The sequence below is a fragment of the Corynebacterium sp. 212_CJEI genome, from assembly GCF_001055915.1.
Taxonomy (GTDB): Bacteria; Actinomycetota; Actinomycetes; order Mycobacteriales; family Mycobacteriaceae; genus Corynebacterium; species Corynebacterium jeikeium_D.
Genome location: NZ_JVPT01000005.1, coordinates 1 through 18745, shown reverse-complemented (window position 1 = coordinate 18745; position 18745 = coordinate 1). Strand labels below are relative to the sequence as shown.

General features: G+C 55.7%; 10 protein-coding genes and 2 pseudogenes. 7 read left to right on the top strand and 5 right to left on the bottom strand.

Translation table 11 applies throughout. The annotated features are described in order from the left end of the window. Positions 1 to 68: 68 nt before the first annotated feature. From ADB02_RS11830 to ADB02_RS00130, 5 genes and pseudogenes are all read left to right on the top strand, one after another. Positions 69 to 2017: pseudogene (locus ADB02_RS11830) on the top strand (DNA methyltransferase). Beyond that, on the top strand, positions 2017 to 4656 hold the full coding sequence (locus ADB02_RS00140; protein ID WP_049189291.1) for a DEAD/DEAH box helicase family protein: 2640 nt from the start codon (positions 2017 to 2019) through the stop codon (positions 4654 to 4656). The pseudogene ADB02_RS11830 and the gene ADB02_RS00140 overlap by 1 nt, the downstream one beginning before the upstream one ends. A 322-nt stretch (positions 4657 to 4978) precedes the next feature. Then, a pseudogene (locus ADB02_RS00135) lies at positions 4979 to 6010 on the top strand (HsdM family class I SAM-dependent methyltransferase); the annotation flags it as partial. Continuing rightward, a complete protein-coding gene (locus ADB02_RS11175) occupies positions 6007 to 7158 on the top strand; it encodes a restriction endonuclease subunit S (RefSeq protein ID WP_048735070.1) in 1152 nt (383 codons plus the stop codon). The pseudogene ADB02_RS00135 and the gene ADB02_RS11175, both read left to right, overlap by 4 nt. Before the next feature lie 179 nt (positions 7159 to 7337). Then, positions 7338 to 10835, top strand: a complete 3498-nt coding sequence (locus ADB02_RS00130; RefSeq protein ID WP_049189290.1) for a DEAD/DEAH box helicase family protein — start codon at positions 7338 to 7340, stop codon at positions 10833 to 10835. 105 nt (positions 10836 to 10940) lie between these two features. Here the strand turns inward: ADB02_RS00130 and ADB02_RS00125 are convergent, their stop codons facing one another. From ADB02_RS00125 to lepA, 5 genes are all read right to left on the bottom strand, one after another. Continuing rightward, positions 10941 to 11906: an ADP-ribosylglycohydrolase family protein gene (locus ADB02_RS00125; RefSeq protein WP_049189289.1), complete on the bottom strand. Its 966-nt coding sequence runs from the start codon at positions 11904 to 11906 to the stop codon at positions 10941 to 10943. Between the two features lie 79 nt (positions 11907 to 11985). After that, entirely contained in the window at positions 11986 to 12558 is a 573-nt protein-coding gene (locus tag ADB02_RS00120; protein ID WP_049189288.1) for a histidine phosphatase family protein, read from the bottom strand. Between the two features lie 77 nt (positions 12559 to 12635). Next, positions 12636 to 14219, bottom strand: a complete 1584-nt coding sequence (locus ADB02_RS00115) for a cation:proton antiporter family protein (protein WP_049189287.1) — start codon at positions 14217 to 14219, stop codon at positions 12636 to 12638. Positions 14220 to 14310: 91 nt separating this feature from the next. Next, a complete protein-coding gene (locus ADB02_RS00110) occupies positions 14311 to 15327 on the bottom strand; it encodes an ankyrin repeat domain-containing protein (RefSeq protein WP_049189286.1) in 1017 nt (338 codons plus the stop codon). Positions 15328 to 15339: 12 nt separating this feature from the next. Further along, positions 15340 to 17187 (bottom strand): translation elongation factor 4, encoded by a 1848-nt coding sequence (gene lepA, locus ADB02_RS00105; protein ID WP_049189285.1) that lies wholly within the window; start codon positions 17185 to 17187, stop codon positions 15340 to 15342. 162 nt (positions 17188 to 17349) lie between these two features. Here lepA and ADB02_RS00100 point away from each other — a divergent pair, with 162 nt between their 5' ends. Both ADB02_RS00100 and rpsT read left to right on the top strand, forming a co-directional pair. Further along, positions 17350 to 17964 carry a type II toxin-antitoxin system PemK/MazF family toxin gene (locus tag ADB02_RS00100; protein WP_049189284.1) on the top strand — a complete coding sequence of 205 codons (615 nt, stop codon included), beginning with the start codon at positions 17350 to 17352 and terminating at the stop codon, positions 17962 to 17964. A 271-nt stretch (positions 17965 to 18235) separates the two neighbouring features. Further along, positions 18236 to 18502 (top strand): 30S ribosomal protein S20, encoded by a 267-nt coding sequence (gene rpsT / locus ADB02_RS00095; RefSeq protein WP_016422323.1) that lies wholly within the window; start codon positions 18236 to 18238, stop codon positions 18500 to 18502. The last annotated feature ends 243 nt before the right edge of the window (positions 18503 to 18745 follow it).

Below are 18745 nucleotides of genomic sequence, written 5' to 3'. Positions count from 1 at the left end.
TCTTTTCCCTCAACACGAAACAACCAGCGGCGAACCACGTCCGAAACCATCAAGAAAGAGGTGGAACAATGAAGTTCCTACAAGAACTCGAAGTTGTGCTCAAGAGCGATGAGCGCTTCGTTTCACAGGACGGCCAACTACTCAAACCACGGGTTCGCGACGCTGTTTCGCAGCTAGATGCCAAGCTAATCCGCAGCCTAGTGGCATCCCCTCTCCTTAAAGAGCATTTCTTCAAAAACGTCGATGGCATCACCATTTTCGACCAAGAGAAATTCATGTGGGTGGTCAGCTCAAAGGAGTTCCTGCCTGACAGCTACACGGCCTACCGAAACAAAATCGGCCTCTCAGTCAACGAGCACGATCTCCTGACCTCATCGAATGAAGTATCACTCGTCTGGCCGTACAAGGACTGCGTACTCGAAGGCGGTCAAGACAAAGAAGACGAGCGCCGTGACGAGGTTTTCTACAACGAAACTCTCGCTCCAGACGAGGTGGCCAGGCTCCTCGCACCGAAAGCTTTCTGTAATGCGACTCGATATACAGCAGAAGGGGAGGAACGCCTGACAGAGTTTGATGAGAACGAAAACCTCCTCATCAAAGGTAACAACCTGCTCGCACTGAGCTCGCTGCTAGAGCGATACGAAGGCCAGGTTAAGTGTATCTACATCGATCCGCCGTATAACACCGGATCTGACAGCTTTGGTTACAACGACCGGTTTAGTCGCTCCTCATGGCTTGTCTTTATGAAAAATAGGCTGGAGCTTGCCAGAAAGCTTCTATCTCAAGACGGTGTCAACTTATTCAGTGCAGCTTTCACCAGTACCCTTATCTGCGCGTAGTCGCTGACGAGATATTCTCTGAGCAGTGCCACCAGTTTGACATGAATACGCTAGTTCGGCATCCCGATAGAAGCCTGACTGGGGATAAGAGATTCAATGACGTTGTCGAGTACACCCTGATCTATTCCAAGTCACCATCATTTGAAGTTCCAAAGAGAGAGATTAAGAAGACTACTGATGATTATCAGTACGATTTCGAGTTCCTCGGTGAACCCAATGATCAACTCACGCTGGCCGGAAAATCAGTCAAGGTCTATCTTCCGGATCGAGTGCAGAAAACAAGATCAGTCGGCCATGCGGGCGGGCTTAAATCCATGTCTATTCGTGGGAGCATCCGCGAAAAGAATTCAAGTGGGAGATTTTATGTCGCACACCTTGAACCATTTATTGATAAATACCCGAAGGGAACTGTATTCGCGGTACCTAACATGGGTGATGACGGCCGCGACTTCAGAATCTTTGAGCTCCCTCAGGGGAACAATAAGAATGGCTTCTACTACCCGGGTCAACCGCTAAGCAGCGACGTGACGCTAAAGCCGTACCCCAATTTCGTTGATTTCGTGAAGGAATACAACATTGTGAATAGTGAAGGTGGCGTTTCGTTCAGGAATGGAAAGAAGCCTGAAGCATATATCCAGTTTTACCTCGAGATGTTTTCTCAGCCGGGTCATCTCGTTATGGATTTTCACCTTGGCTCTGGAACGACAGCTGCGGTCGCGCACAAACTGGGGCGTCGTTACATTGGCGTTGAACAGATGGAGTATATCCAGACTATTACGGTCCCTCGGTTACGCGCGGTTATCGATGGAGAGCAGAGCGGAGTTTCAAAAGCTCACAACTGGAAAGGTGGCGGCTCGTTCGTTTATGTGGAACTGGCCGAACAGGGCGAAGAGCTTATGAGACGACTGGAGGATGCCCATGGAACTGCTGACGTAGCGGCAGTGCTGGATCGTGCAACCGAGCGTGGTTTGCTTCGCCCTTCCGTATTGCCGAGTGAACTGAAAGGTACGGCTACAGATTTTGAATCGCTCACGGTTGAGAGGCAAAAGCAGATCGTAGCAGAGTTGATCGATAAGAATCGTTTGTACATCAATGCGTCTGATGTTGACGACGAAGAATTAGGCCTTTCAGAGGGTGACATTGCGTTCACGAAGTCCTTCTACAAGAAGGGCGAATAATGAGCGTCCCCAGTACCCAAGACATGTTTCTGTTCCAGCAACTCGATCTCTTTTATGACTTCGGGGCGCGACATGAGCTACCCACACACATCGAGCAGAATCTCGCCCCTCACATCGAGCTGCGTGAATACCAAGCGCATGCGTTCTCAAATACGCTCGAGTACTTGAGTAATGATAAGTTGTCGAAGAACCGCCAGACTCATCTCCTCTATCACATGGCGACGGGTTCAGGTAAGACCGTCATGATGGCTGGCCTTATCTTGCATTACTACTCGCTTGGTTACCGTAATTTCATGTTCTTCGTGAACCAAACGAACATTATCGAGAAGACCAAAGCCAACTTCTTGGACTCGGCTTCAGCGAAGTATCTCTTCGCGGAGTCAATCGAGATTGACGGTATGCGGGTGCCTATCAATGAGGTCAGCAACTTTGCTGCGGCCGACCCGAACGCAATCAACCTCTGCTTTTCCACGACTCAGAAGCTGCACATAGATTTCCTTGACCCGAAGGAAGATGCGCTCACAACCAATGACTTCGAGGATGCTCCCGTGGTGATGATTTCGGACGAGTCGCACCACGTGAATACGCGGACCAAGAGGGCAACGAAGGCTGAGGACGAGGAAGATCGCTCGTGGGAGTACACGGTCAGCTCAGCGTTCCTGGGCAATCGGGACAATGTGTTGTTGGAGTTTACTGCGACTGTCGATCTGCGCGACCGTAACATCCTGCAGAAGTACAAAGACAAGATCGTCTTCGACTACCCGCTGGCGCGTTTCCGTGAGTCCGGGTTCACCAAAGACTTTCAGAACTTCCAGTCTGTCCTTGATCCATGGAGTAGAACTCTTCAAGCAATTGTCTTGTCGGAGTATCGTCGCGCGCTGTTTGCCGACGGTGGCGTCTTCTCGAAGCCCGTGGTGCTATTGAAGTCGCAAAGGATCGATGACTCTAAAGCGTTTTACAACGAGTTTTTCCAGCGACTCCAACGACTCACCGAGAACGAGATCCTCGAGATGGCCACCGGCGGTCTGATGAAAGAGGTGATTAGCTACTTCCAAGCGAAGGACCCGAGCTTGCGCTCCCTGCGATCGAGTATTCAGCAGGGGTTCGGCGAAGAGAACGCCATCATCATGAACGGCTCCACAGACAACTCAACGGAGAAGCAACTGGCAGTGAACTCGCTCGAAGATCACTCCAACCCGTATCGAATTATCTTCACAGTCGACATGCTCAACGAAGGCTGGGATGTTCTCAACCTCTACGACATTGTGCGTCTCTACGAAACACGGCAGGGAGGCAAAGCAGGAAAACCCGGCGCGTACACGATCAAGGAAGCGCAACTGATCGGACGCGGAGCCCGCTACTTCCCGTTTATGCTCGAGAATGAGTCCATCGAACGTGATCCAGAGGACAGGTTCGTCCGGAAGTACGATCAGGATCTTGATAGCCCGAACCGACTCCTTGAAACCCTGCTCTACCACTCCAAGCAAGACTCGAAGTACATCACCGAGCTTCGCCTCGCGTTACGTGAAACAGGTTTGCTGCCCGACGAAGTCACCGAAGTTACCTACGAACTCAAACCGGAGTTCAAACAGACGGACTTCTACCACGAAGCGATGGTGTTCAGTAACCACCGCGAGGAAGTCTCCCGCGAAGAGGTCACCCAGCTGGATAACCGGGTGAAGTCTGCGATCTATCAGCTCGACGTCCGCCACGCACCTTCCCAGCTCGTGAGCCTCTTCGAGACTGACAGCGAGGAAACAGATGCGCCCAAGAGCCCGAAGGCTCATACGATCCGCCGAAAGATCAGCGAGATACCGTTGAACGTGGCCTTGGGATCGTTGGCAAGTTACGACGCACTGCGTTTCGAGGTGCTTAAGCACTATTTCCCTCATCTGAACTCGGCCCGTGAGTTCATCACGTCTAGCGACTACCTAGGCGACACTGAGATCACCTTCCAAAGCGACACGGAAGACCTCACCGCGACCGATCTGCGGGCGGGCCTGGACAAGGTGTTCCTAGCCGTCGCCAGCTACTTGGCAGGCATCAAGGTCACCTACCGAGGCACGCACCAGTTCGAAGCCAAACGATTGAACGAAGTGCTACGCAACAAGCGCCTACAGATCGCGAATCCGGTCGAAGGTGGGATCGGCTCCAGCCAGATTAGCGATCCCGATTCCAGCCGTCGCGTAGACCTTGAGAACGCTGAATGGTATGTCTACAACGACAACTACGGCACTAGCGAAGAGAAGTCCTTCGTCAAATACTTCTCAACCGTTGTCGACGACCTCAAGCAGCGATACGACGAGGTCTATCTGGTGCGCAACGAAAGGCTCGCACCGCTGGCCATCTACTCGTTCGAAACCGGCGAGCGATTCGAGCCCGACTTCCTCCTCTTCTTGCGCAAGAAGGGACAGCCCTACAAACAGCAACAGCTCTACGTGGAACCGAAGGGCACGCACCTGCTCGAAACTGACAAGTGGAAGGAGGACTTCTTACTCGCCATCGAGCAAAACGCAATCCCGCACACCGTCTATGTCGACAATACCGATTACCGCATCATCGGGCTGCCGTTCTACAACCAGGAGAACCGTATGACGGAGTTCCGGGACGCGCTTAAGACCGCGACAGGTACCTGTTAGATGGGGCTGTTGTAAGCGCGCCACTCTGATCTTTACCACGTCCTCGCGCTGTTCCCTTCTCTCGAGCTCCTCCGGGAAGGAACAGCGCGACGTCTACGCTGGTTGTTTCCGTTGCTACGATCACCTGCTCAGCAATTGCTGCGCGCGAAATCCTGACTGGTTCACTCCGGTTCAGAGGTGAACCTGCCCCTTGCGAGGTGACCCTCTCGCTAGCATGGCAACCCAGTTCTCGATCTGCTTATCCGGCACAAAATTGCTGGTCATAGCGGATAGCGGCGCTTGACTGTGGTGACCCCTCAAAAGAGGTTCTTGTATCCATCGTGACCGGTTGTGCGACCCCGCCTGCGGTACTGCGGGCTTCCTGGTCAACGCATCCGAGTGGATTCGCGATCACCATAGCGACGAGTTGATGAAAAAGTCGGTCCGTGACAACTTCGAGGCGCACGGCCTTACCGGCTACGACTTTGACTCCACCATGGTGCGGATTTCTGCGATGAACATGTTCATGCATGGCTTTAACAGCCCGAACATTGCCTACCGAGATTCCCTGGGCACTATCCCCGACGAAGACAAGGAAAGCTTCGACCTCATCCTCGCCAATCCGCCATTCGCGGGCAGTGTGGATGAAAGCAACCTGGATAAAGAACTCACCTCCCTTGGCAAGACCAAGAAGACAGAGTTGTTGTTCATCAACCGTTTCCTGTCGCTGCTCAGGATCGGTGGTCGCGCCGCCGTCATCGTTCCCGAGGGCGTTCTCTTCGGTTCGACGAAGGCACACAAGGCGATTCGTAAAGAGCTGGTAGAAAACCAGAAGCTCGACGCAATCATCAAGCTGCCGTCGGGTGCGTTCAAGCCGTACACGGGTGTGTCCACCGCAATTCTGTGCTTCACGCGCACCGACTCGAAGGCGAACGACGACGTCTGGTTCTACGAAGTGCTTGCCGACGGTCGCTCGTTGGACGACAAGCGCACCGAGCTGCTGCCGCTGAATTTGTTGGGACCTGTGCCCAAGGATCGCCTGCCTAAGGATGATGATCCAACCGACCGACCGGAGCCGGTCAAGCTGACTGCGGAGCAGCATGAGAAGAACAACCTTCCCGATGTTGTGGCCCGCTTTGCTCTTCGAGAGACTTCCGAGCGCGAGCGTGCCCGCACCGAGCAGAGCTTCTGCGTGCCGGTAGCTGAGATTGCGGACAATGACTACGACCTGTCAATGAACCGCTACAAGGAAATCGTTTTCGAGGATGTTGAGACCCGCGATCCGCTAGAAATCATCGCTGAAATTGAAGCGCTTGATGTCGAAATTGCGGCTGGCATGAAGGAACTCAAGGACCTTCTGGGAGGTGCGAAATGAGCCAGTGGCCAATGGTGAAGTTGGGGGATGTAGTTTCACTCCGCGGTGAGTCAATTGTTGATTTTTCTTCAGTTAACGAGTTTCCGTTTATCGGGCTAGAACACATGGCTGAAGGCGGCGGGGTTGCTGCATCATCCAGTGTTGAAGATTTTAATCCAAAATCGGCAAAGTCCCTCTATAGAAAGGGAGACCTGTTATTCGGTCGCTTACGCCCAAACCTCAGGAAAGTGGCTCTAGCAGACACAGACGGTATTTGCTCTACCGATATTACAGTTTTAACTCCTAAACAGGATATCGATCACAGATACCTATATTTCGCACTACTTTCCCACCACTTCTATTGCCAGGTCAAAAACAATGTAAATGGAATCAATCTGCCTCGAATAAATGCGAAGCGTCTCCTTAAGTTAACAATTCCCCTCCCTCCCCTCGAGGAGCAGCGGAGAATCTCTAAGGTTCTTGCTAAATCCACAAAATCGATTGAAAGAGAGCGAATTACTATTGATCGATTGAAAGAGACCCTCAACGCAGTATTTAATCAACGCTTCGGTAGCCCATATCAAAACCAAAAACACCTCCCTATCCTTAAATTGTCTGAACTTGCAGTCGTCAAAACTGGCAATACGCCGCCTAGGAGAGTAACCGAAAATTATGGAAGTTATATTCCATGGGCAAAATCTGACAATCTAGGAGATTGGGGAATCACCACCCCAGAGGAATCCTTAAGCGAACAGGGCGCTCAAAAAGGAAGAATAGCCGAACCTGGAAGTATTTTAGTGACTTGTATTGCCGGAAGCATAAATAGCATCGGGAAAAGTTCACTCATAGAACAAGACGTTGCATTTAACCAACAAATTAACTCCCTGACACCCAAACCGGAGATATCCAGTAGTGCTTTTTTATTCGCAGCTTTAAATTCATATCCCGAGTTAGTGCGTGATAAATCTACTGGAGGGGTAAAGGGAATTGTAAAAAAGAGCGCATTTGAAGATATAGCACTTCCTGTTCCCCCTATGCACGAACAGCACTGGTTTTCCCAATTCTTCGAGAACTTAAAAACTATTGTTCGTTTGCAAAGTAGAAAACTCGCACTTCTCGAAGAACTCCACCAGTCCCTCGCAACCCGAGCATTCGCAGGACAGCTCTAAAGTCTCGGAATCATAGAAACGCTGATGCCGGTCTCTCAACGAACCTGCGCTTTGCGCGTTCTAGTGATTGGCTGACGCTTACCTCGATATACTCGACTCATCGCATAAACGCTGTTGAATGCACGAACTACAGCACCCAGCCACGCACCGACCCCAATCAGCAACCTTCGGAGGAACACATGGCAGCACCTCGAACCAACTTCGGATTCGTCGGGGCTGCCTTCCCCTCACTCCTGGCTGACTGCCGAAATGCTGAAGCCGCAGCCCTCTCCAATCCCAGGGCTTCCGCTTTCCAGTCTCGGTTTGTCGCCGAGCGACTGACTTTCCACATCTGCAAGTTTCTCGGGCTGGAAACTGAAGGGTACTCATTCGCTGAACTCACAGGTCGGCCGCAATTCCGCCAGTTCGTGCCGCAGGTCATTCAAGGGAAAATCACTGCGGTCCGCAAGATCGGCAACATCGCCGCACACGGGGCCGCATTCTTTGACCCACAACTAGCGGTCCGCTCCATCGCGCAATTGTATGACCTCCTGGTGTGGGCTACCGCTAACACCTCAGACAAGGGAAAAACAGCGCTGCCGAGCGCACCATTTAATCCGGAATTCCTCAAGGAGGCTCCGAAACAGCCGTCGGCAAGCAAAGCCCAATTGGAAGAGCTGCAGCGCCGACTCGACGCCAGCAAGCGCGACGCACTGCTACTGAGCGAAGAACGCGAAGAGCTGCACCGACAGCGGGAAGAACACCTGCGTCAACAAGAACTGTTTCGGAAGAAAGCGGCTCAGGACGCTGAGGCGCAAGAGCAGCTCCGCCAAGAGCTGGAAGCACTGCGCAAGCAGCTGGAAGAGAAGACTCGTGAAGAACTGGTCGCCGCACAAGCAGATGCGGGGACAGTGGATACCAGCGATCTCTACGCCATCAGCGAGGAAGACACCCGCCGCGATATCATCGACCCCATGCTTGCGGAAGCAGGGTTTACCACTGCCGCTGGCAACCTCGTTACCGAGTTCCTTTTGCCCTCTGGGGCACGCGCGGACTACGTGCTGCTGGGAGCAGACGGCAAGCCGCTGGCTGTCGTTGAGGCGAAGAAAACCGCCGCGTCAATCATCGCTGGGCGTGAGCAGGCCCGCGAATACGCCGACGAGATTGAACAGCACTACGGTCGCCGCCCGGTGATTTACTACACCAACGGCTACGAAGTTCACCTGTGGGACGATGCCGCGGGGCTTCCGGAGGTTGGTGGCTATCAGCCGCGCGCCGTGGAAGGGTATGCGACCGCGGATGAGCTGTACTTGATGATCTCCAAGCGCTCGCAGCGACAGGCGCTATCGGAAATCCCAGTTGACAGTGACATTGCTGGCCGTCTCTACCAAGAGCAGATGATCCGCGCCGTCACCGAGCACTACGGGCAAGGACACCGTCGTGCACTGCTGGTGATGGCAACAGGCACGGGTAAGACGCGCGTGTCCATTGCCCTAGTCAAACTGCTGCAGCAGGCCGGTTGGGTGAAGAACGTTCTGTTCCTGGCCGACCGCACAGCGTTGGTGCGGCAGGCTGCGAAGAACTTCCAGGCTCACTACGAAGAAGCAGGCATCGTCAACCTGCTGGAAAACCCCAACGGCATCGGGTCAGTGTACGTGTCCACCTACCAGACCATGGTCGGGCTTATGGGCACACAGTTCGACCCGTACGCCTTCGACCTCATCGTCGTCGATGAAGCACACCGAAGTGTGTATCGGCGCTACCGCCGAATCTTCGACTACTTTGACTCGCTGCTCCTCGGCCTCACCGCCACCCCGCGCGACGAGGTCGACCGCAACACCTATTCCCTCTTCCAACTTCCCAAGGGCACACCAACCGGCGAATACGGCCTGGAAGAAGCCACCGCCGCCGGTTATCTCGTTCCCTACAAGGTGTTTTCCACCAGCTCTGTCATCCTGAGCGACGGCATCATCTACGACGAACTCAGCGAAGAAGAGAAGATTGAGTGGGATAACAAGGACTGGGGTACCGACGAAGACGGCGCCAAGCTGGCCGCACCCGAAGGTGCTACCGCATCAGAGATCAACTCCAAGCTGATTAACCAAGACACCATTGACCAGGTCATTACCCAAGTGCTGGCCAACGGCATCAAAGTCGCTGGCGCCGACCGCATTGGTAAGACCATCTTCTTCGCACGCAGCCAAGCCCATGCGGAAAAGATTGGCGAGCGCCTGCAGGTGGCTAATCCGACGCTGCGCACCGAGGTCATTACCCATGAATCCTCCCGCTCAAACCAGCTGATTGAATCCTTCGAATCCAGCAAACCCGGCAGCATCGACATTGCGGTGAGTGTGGACATGCTGGATACCGGTATTGATGTTCCGGCTGTCGTCAACCTGGTGTTCTTCAAGCCCGTCCATTCCAAGACCAAGTTCTGGCAGATGATTGGCCGCGGTACTCGTACCTGCAAGAACCTTTTTGGTGAAGGCATGGATAAGACGGAGTTCTATGTCTTCGACTACTGCGATAACTTCCACCGTTTTAGCGCAGAGGCTTCGTCGGAAAGCACTGACGGTTCAGCACAAAGGTCACTGCAGGAACGACTATTCCTCGCCCGCCTTCGCCTGATTGACCTGCTGGGGCACTCGAATACCAACGCTGACCTGGCGGATTCGGTGAAGACGCACCTGCGTAATCAGCTCTCGCAGGTTCCAGTCAACAGTCCGCTGGTCGGCCCGAAGACGCGACCGTATCTGGAAAAATACCTGCGCCCGGACTCGTGGAAACAGTTGAATGCGGCAGATATTGCGGAACTCGAAGACTATCTGGCAGACCTGCCGTTTGCATCTGCAGCGGACGAGGAATTTGCGAAGCGCTTCGATCTGCTGATTTTGAAGATGCAGGAAGCTGTCGCCGAGGGATTGGAATCGGTTGATGGGACTGTACCGGATGCACCCCGCAGTCGTGTCATGCGGCTGGCGGAGAACCTGCTGACCAAACTCAATGTTCCAGAGATTGCAGCACAAGCTGAGTTGCTGGAAAATGCGGCATCTGAGTCGTGGTGGGAAGGCATCAGCCTGGAGGAGCTAGAACTACTGCGCCGTGGCATGCGTTCTCTGGTGCGACATGTCGACCGTGGCAGGCGCAATGTCGTAATCACCGACATTGAAGACGAGTTTGGCGAATTACAGGAAGTGGAATTACCTGCCTCCGCAGCATCGTTTGCCGTCACCGAAAGCAGCATTGAGCAGAAGATTCACGAACTTCTGGAAGAACATGGTGACTCCCTTGTGCTGCAGAAGCTACACAAGGCGATTCCGCTGACACCAGTAGATGTGGAGTCATTGGAGCAGCTCGTCGCTGAAGCCGGAATTGGCGATGTCGAAGAGCTGCAGCACCGACTCGGCATGTCGCTCAGCCGCTTCGTGCGCACGGTAATCGGTCTTGAGGAAGGCGCTGCCCGTGCGGCTTTCGCGGACCTGATTGACGGTGCGAATTTGAACTCGGTGCAGCTGGAGTTTATGAACCGAGTGATTACAGGCCTGGTTCAAAATGGCATTGTCACCGTGTCCGACCTGTTCAATGCGCCCTACAACGACTACGGCTCCCCTGTCGAAGTCTTTGACGGCAGCATGGCCGCGGTCATTGACCTGAAGAACCGGTTGGAGAAAATTGAGCGCAGCGCGGACGCTGTTTAGTGTCAGCGGGGCCAGTGTGAGCCCGGCGCGGCGCGCTGCGTGAGTACTGCGTGAGCCGGGCCGGGGCAGGCGTGGAGCAGGCACGGCGCGGTGGCTAGCTCCCGATTAGCTCGTGATGCCTGCCAGTTTCTCCGCCAAGTCCGCAACATCGTTTGGGTGATACTCCGCGGGCCGGTTTCGCTTCGGCGAGCAGGAATCAATGACATCCCGCCACCGCTGCGGAATGGCGGAGGCCCCAAAGACGCCACCGAGAAAAGCACCAACAATGGCCGCGTTAGTGTCGGTGTCGCCGCCACGGCCAATGACTCGGACCAGAGAGTCCTCAAAGGTCGTGGATTTTTCTTCTACCCGGCGCAGTTCTTCATGCAGTGCCCACAGCGCAAAGCGCAGCCATCCCTGATGCACAGAAAAATCCGGCTCGCCGCTGTCCAACATGACCCCACTGGCCTGCCACTCGGCCTCCCACTGCACGCACTGCGAGGCCAACCACTCCGTCAACGCGCTCACGCCAATGCCGCGGCGCGGCTGGTGGAGGCCGCCGCTGATGACGTCGGCAAGCGCGGATGCGTAACGTGAATTGGCGTCGATGCACGACGGGTGCGGATGAGTGATTGCGGCGTCCTTGCGTGCGAGTTCACCAGCGCGTGCGGGATTGCGCCAGTATGCGATAGCCAGCGGTGAGATGCGCATAAGCGCACCGTTGGCCTGGGAGTTCGGGTTCGGCGCGCGCCGGAGCAACGCCGCTGTGGTGGCCTCCCCCATATCGAAGGCATCGGAATTCGCCCAGCGCACATAGGACTCACGGACATCGGCGGCATCATAGCCTTCGCAGCGCACGAGTGAGCGCGCCAGCGCCAGCGCCATTTCGGAGTCATCGGTTGGCTGGCCGGCGGCGATATTGTGGGTGCCGCCATCGGCAAGCTCGCGAACACCGTGTGGGTAGCGCTGTGCGATGTCTTCGGCACTGCGAAACTCCACCAGCGCCCCGAGATTATCGCCGATGACCTGGCCATAGAGAACGCCGCGAGCACGGTCGACTACACGGGCGAAAGCATCGGAATTGTGATTCACGGGGTGTCTCCTACAAAGCTTGAATGGCGGCGGCTTGAATAGCGTCGGCGAATTCACTGAGGCACCGGCCACAACGCCGCTACAGCCCCCGCGAGAGGTTCCAGCGCAGAACCGCAGGCCGGTCATGGTAGCGACCAAGCACTGACAGGGACGCAGTATTCAATGGGAAGGACTGGCCAAGTTCAATGGGCAGTTCCAACCAGGCCGTAGTGAGCGCACGCAGCGAGTGACCGTGTGCGAACAAAATCGCCTTGTCTTCACCCGATTCACGAACCCTTTTGACCACGCGCTCAACGCGCTCACGGACTTCCTCCGCGGTTTCGCCATTGGGCACACCGTGAGTCCAAATCTGCCAGTCGGGAACAGTCTTCTGCACTTCCTTCGAGGTAATCCCCTCGTAGTCGCCGTAGAACCATTCCGCGAGATCCTCTTCGACTTCGAAGTCGTGGAATCCTGCCAATCGAGCGGTCTCTTGGGCACGCTGGCGGGGTGATGCCAGCACTAGCCCAAAGTCCTTCGGATCCAGCCAGCCGTTGAGGGCCTTGGCTTCTTCCCTACCGTTGTCAGTCAGAGGAAGATCAGTTACCGATGTGTGCTGCCCAGTGCGCGACCACTCAGTTTCGCCGTGCCGCACGAGATATAAATCAGTCATAGTTCCAGCTTAGGCTTATCTGAAAGTGCGGTTAGCCGCGGCAGCCCTGCTAGCCCATCACGGGGTCACGGATCCGACTACGAACGCTGCTGAAGTGTTTCCACTGCGCGGTCGGCAAGCTCCTCGCCAGCACCGTCATAAAGGTAGACGGCCATGTCGGCACCAACGTTGAGAAGCTGATCCTTAAACCTCTGCACCTTAGTGGTGGTAGCAACCACGGCTTCGGTGTCCTGCTTACGGATGTTCTGAATCATCGCGTAGGTCTCAGCGTGCTCAGACAGCGCCAACACGTACAGCGCTGGTTTCTTCTCCAACTCGATGTGGTGCCACAGCTCTGGGTCTGTCACATCACCCGGGATAACCTGGTAGCCCTGCTCACGCAGCTCTTCGATGCGATCCTCATCGAAGTCAACGCCAAAGACGTTCATGCCGTACTCATTAACCAACCTGCCGTAGACACCGACGCCGACGCGCCCCATACCCATGATGAGGGCATCAGCGTTATCAATAATGACCGTTGCCTCTTCTGGGACCAGGCGGTCCTCTGGGGTTTCTGGGACGAACTTCTGCAGGAAGCTGACCAGCTTGTCCTCATGCGGGACCATCAGCGAGCTGGCAATGAAGCTACCCGCCACGGCGACTGCCATAATCGAGGTCCACTCATCGGGCAGAATGTCCTGTTGCGTCGCCGCAGCCATGACAATGAGGCCGAACTCCGAGTAGTTACTCAACGTCAGACCCGCCAACGCACTAGTGCGCAGGGACAGTCCGGTGCGCTTGAGAATCCCGATGAAGATAGTGACCTTGAACACCAGGAACAGGACCATAATCGCGGCGATAACGTAGCCGCCAGCACTTGGCAGACCACCGAGGCCAATTTCGATAAAGAACGCGACCAGCAGCAGCTCACGGATACTAATCAGAGCTTCCGACAGACGGTCAGAAATCGGGTGCGAGGACAGCAGAATACCGGCAACCAAGGACCCCAGCGAGCCGGACAGCCCTGCCAGCTCGAAAGCCGAGTAAGCGGCCACAGCAATACCAATGCCGGTGAGAACCAGCAGCTCAGTGCGGAACATGCGGTTGGGAAGACGCGCCGCCAGCGGACGGATGAAGAACAACAGTGGTAGAGCCAGCGCCCACAGCTCCGGGGTCTTACCCGACGATGCCACCAGCACACCGACCGCAATGATGTCCTGCAGAATGAGCACACCAATCGCGATGCGTCCGATGGCCGAAGCACCGCGGTTCTGCTCCTCCAAGTGGCTCATCACAAACACCGTCGACGAGAAGGAAGTCGCGATGCCGATGTAAATCAACGCAGTCACCGACAGCCCCGTGAGTTCACGCAGCGGCAAGAAACTGGCGATACCAAACAGCACGGCAAAAACCACCGTGTTTAAAAATGCGTGACCCAACCCTGAAAAGACCACTCGCGGCGCCACGATATCCTTGGGATTCAGCTTCAGACCGATTGTGAAGAGCAAGGTGGTAACACCGAGCTCGGCCAGCGAATCAATAAACGGGATTTCCTCAAGTCCCATTGCATGAACGGCAAAACCGGCCCCAAGGAAACCAATCAGCGGCGGCAGCCGAAGCAACGAAGCACCGAGCCCGCCGATAATCGAAAACAGTATTGCTGTTAGGTATACGGATTCCACTCATCAAAGATAACGTCTGACACAACTGATAAATGCAGAGGTTGGCCATTAACCGTTCTTTGCCACCCGACTGGGGCTAGCGTCTTGGGAGCTAGCGTCGGTACGGAACCTCGCCCAATGCAATCGGCTGCGGGTGCTCTGCCACCCACGCGACCGCCGCTGCCGTCAACGCATCAATGTCCGCCTCACCAGCTTTGCGCTGCTTTACGACGGCCATTGCATCCTCGGCAGCCCCAACCGTCTCCAGCCAAAAGTCGGTCATCGCGACAAAGTCTTCGTCCCAGTTGACGTAGCCCATCTCCAGGGCCTCGTACCCGAGCCGGCCCACGATGCGAATAACCTCGCCCTGCACAGTCGCGGCTGCGCCACCACCCGGCACCAGGTAGTTCCAGAGGTATCGGAACTGACCGTTGGTCGACTTGCCTGCGGGGACAATGATGTCGCTGTGGCCATCGTGAGGTGTAATCACGTCCGGACGTTCCGCACCGATGCGCTCGTAGAGGCGATCCATAACTGGCTGGTACTTGTCGCGTTGCTTCTCTGACATGCGGTTGTAGCGGCGACCGAACTTGGTGAACTCTTCGCGCACTTCGTCGTCGATTTCCGAACCAGCGTCCAGAAGCACCTCGATGCTGTCTAGGACTCGACTGAGGGAATCGGTATCGGCAGCAGCAACCGCCTCTTTGAATGCGGTTCGCCCGTGACCGAGCCGGTTCTCGCGGTGAAGGTCAGCGCCATTTTCCAGCAGAAGCGCAATGGCCTTGGGCTGATGGCTCTTCGCAGCCATGAAAAGCGGCGGATGGGTGCCCGCTTCGATGTCTGCACCGCAGTCGAGCAGGAGCTTCATCTTGTCGATGTCGCCCCGGCTTGCGTGCTCTGCCAGGGCGGTTTTACCGAAGCGGTTCTCGGTGTTGACGTCGAGCCCCTGATCAACGAGCCAGCGCATGAGCTCCGGAGAGGTGCCACGGAGCGCCAGTGCAGTGTCCTTGCTGTATCCGAAAACTGCGTTGAGTGCGCAAGTGTCATAAACCGCTTTCAGCGCATCCATGTCACCGGCTTCGAGCAGCTCTTCGAAGTTCTCGACCAGTTTCTTCCGCTTCCGTGGCATGCAGTTTCCCCTTTACTTACCGCCCTCGTCGGTGGACAGCGCAGCCACGAATGCCTCCTGCGGCACCGAAACCGAACCGATGTTCTTCATACGCTTCTTACCGGCCTTCTGCTTCTCCAGCAGCTTGCGCTTACGGGAGATGTCACCGCCGTAACACTTAGCAAGGACGTCCTTGCGCAGTGCACGAATGTTCTCGCGGGCAATAATCTTCGAACCGATTGCGGCCTGAACCGGGACCTCGAACTGCTGGCGAGGAATCAGCTCGCGCAGCTTCTTGGTCATCTTGTTGCCGTACCACTGCGCATTGTCGCGGTGGACGATAGCGGAGAAAGCATCGACGGCCTCTCCCTGCAGCAGGATGTCAACCTTGACCAGATCCGCAAGCTGCTCGCCGGCATCTTCGTAGTTCAGCGAGGCATAACCCCTGGTACGGGACTTCAGCATGTCGAAGAAGTCGAAGATGATCTCGCCCAGTGGCATCTTGTAGCGCAGCTCCACGCGGTCTTCCGACAGGTAGTCCATACCGCCCATCTCGCCGCGCTTCTGCTGACACAGCTCCATGGTGGGGCCAACGAATTCACTCGGCACAACGATGGTGCACTTGACCATCGGCTCGTAAATTTCGCGGAGCTTGCCCTCCGGCCAGTCGCTCGGATTGTGAACAGTGACCTCGGTGCCGTCCTCAATGACAACGCGGTAGACAACGTTCGGAGCCGTCGAAATCAAATCCAGGTCGAACTCGCGCTCCAGTCGGGCACGGGTAATCTCCATGTGCAGCAAGCCCAAGAAGCCACCGCGGAAACCAAACCCGAGAGCCACCGAGGTCTCCGGTTCGAATGTCAACGAAGCGTCGTTAAGCTGGAGCTTTTCCAACGCATCGCGCAGGTCAGGATAGTCGGCCTGAGAAATTGGGAACAGCCCGGAGTAGACCATTGGCTTGGGCTCTTCGTAGCCTTCCAGCGGCTCCTCAGCCGGTGTGGCGTTCAGCGTGACGGTGTCACCGACCTTGGACTGACGGACATCCTTCACACCGGTGATGAGATAACCGACCTCGCCGACGCCAAGCCCCTTACACTTCTTCGGTTGCGGCGAAACAATGCCAATTTCCAGCAGCTCGTGCTTAGTGCCAGTGGACATCATCTGAATGACTTCACGCGGCTTGAGCTGACCATCAACAACACGGATGTAGGTGACCACACCGCGGTAGGTGTCGTAGACCGAGTCAAAAATCAGCGCACGGGCAGGTGCCTCCGGGTCGCCGACCGGTGCCGGGACGAGCTCACAGACTCGGTCGAGCATCTCCTCAACGCCCTCACCAGTCTTACCCGAAACACGCATGACATCTTCCGGTTCACAGCCGATGATGTGCGCAATTTCCTCCGCGTATTTATCCGGATCCGCGGCTGGAAGGTCAATCTTGTTCAGTACCGGGATGATTTCCAGGTCATTTTCCATGGCCAGGTACAGGTTGGCCAGTGTCTGCGCTTCGATGCCTTGAGCAGCGTCGACCAGCAGAATTGCGCCTTCACACGCCTCCAGCGCACGCGAGACTTCGTAGGTGAAGTCAACGTGACCCGGCGTATCAATCAGGTGCAGGACGATTTCTTCGCCTGCGTGCTTACCTGTGCGCGGAACCCACGGCAGGCGCACGTTCTGAGCCTTAATGGTAATGCCTCGTTCGCGCTCAATATCCATGTTGTCGAGGTACTGATCGCGCATGTCGCGCGCCTCGACAACACCCGAGAGCTGCAGAATTCGGTCCGCCAGGGTGGACTTACCGTGGTCAATGTGCGCAATGATGCAGAAATTTCGAATCCGTGAAGGGTCCGTAAAAGTCTGCTCCGCAAAATTCTTGGTCACGTTGGGTCTACTCCGAAAAATAAAGACGTTATGGGCATTGGGGCGCGGCGTTGGCCGACCCATATGCGCCGGCCTCGAAAACCGACCAGCCGGGCTTAAATACAATCACGCACAATCTTACCTATCGATTCCCTCCGCACTAAACCTCTAGACTTAGATTCCATGAGCTCCACTTCGTCCACCGATCAAAATGAACGCGAAAGCTGGCCACGCCGCCTGCGTAATCGCATCAGCGCGCGTCTTTTCGCCGGTACCGAGTGGTTCCGCGGCCCCGACACACTCGACGAGGCGCTGTTTAAGCTCAACATGCAGCTAGGCCTCGCCCAGGACACCTCGCTTTCCGACGAGTCCAAGGAGGCTCTACTTCGACTGCGAGATTCGGTGACCATCGCGCGCCCAACCGCGGAGCTGGCTCGCACAATCGTCTACAGCCCCGACATGGATGGCCAGGCCGACCCCGGCGAAGTGGTGTGGATTCCGCTGCAACTCGAAGGTGAAAATGCCGCTTTGCGTGAGCGCGCTGTGGTCGTGGTTGGTCGCCACGACCAGTATCTTCTGGGCATGCTGATCTCCACACGCACCGAGCACAGTGAGCACCCGGAGTGGCTGTTTATCGGCAGCGGGTTCTGGAATGAAGACCCCAAGCCATCGTGGGTTCGCATGGACCGTATCTTGCTCATTCCAGAATCGGGTATTCGCCGCGCAGGCGCAATGATGCCCCGCAGGCGCTTCGAGCTCATCGCCGCCCGGTTGCGCGGTGACTATGGCTGGAATTAGCCGCAGCTGGAACTAGGCAGCGGCTGGTATTAGGCAGCGCTGTTTGCTAAGATTCTGCAAGTTGTTTACCGTTGCGTTCCTTTGCGGCGAGCGCGGGCAGGACCTTGGGTTCGCGTTTTCATCGTCGCATAAGCGCAGTGGGTGGTTTTAACTCGCTGGTTAATTAGTTTGACCAGCAGAGGTTCGACCCGAAATCTGCACTGTGATCAGGACTTTTCTTGGTGGCGGACGGTAACAATTCCAACTACTACGGATACAAGAGGTATTCACGATGGCAAACATCAAGTCCCAGATCAAGCGCAACAAGACCAACGAGAAGGCTCGCCTGCGTAACCAGGCTATCCGCTCTGCAGTCCGCACCGAGATCCGCAAGTTCCAGGCTGCTGTTGAGGCTGGCGACAAGGCTGCTGCTGAGGCTCAGCTGCGCGTTGCTTCCCGCAAGCTGGACAAGGCTGTCACCAAGGGCGTCTTCCACCGCAACACCGCGGCTAACAAGAAGTCCGGTATGGCTAAGGCTTTCAACAAGCTGGAGGGCTAATTCCCCTTTCGGCGCTGTGCCGTTCTTGTGGCGCTTGTGCCGTGAAATTAACCGCTTCCTGCTATTTTCCGATTTCATTTCGGATGTGGCGGGAGGCGGTTTTTATTATTTAACCCCAACGCGAGTTAGTGGCTGCGTTTATGGCCGGCGGCGGTGGGGCGATGCGAGTTACTGACTACGTTTATGACAAAAATGGCCTGAAAAATGGCTTGAAAGTGTCATAAACTCACACAGTTTCACATT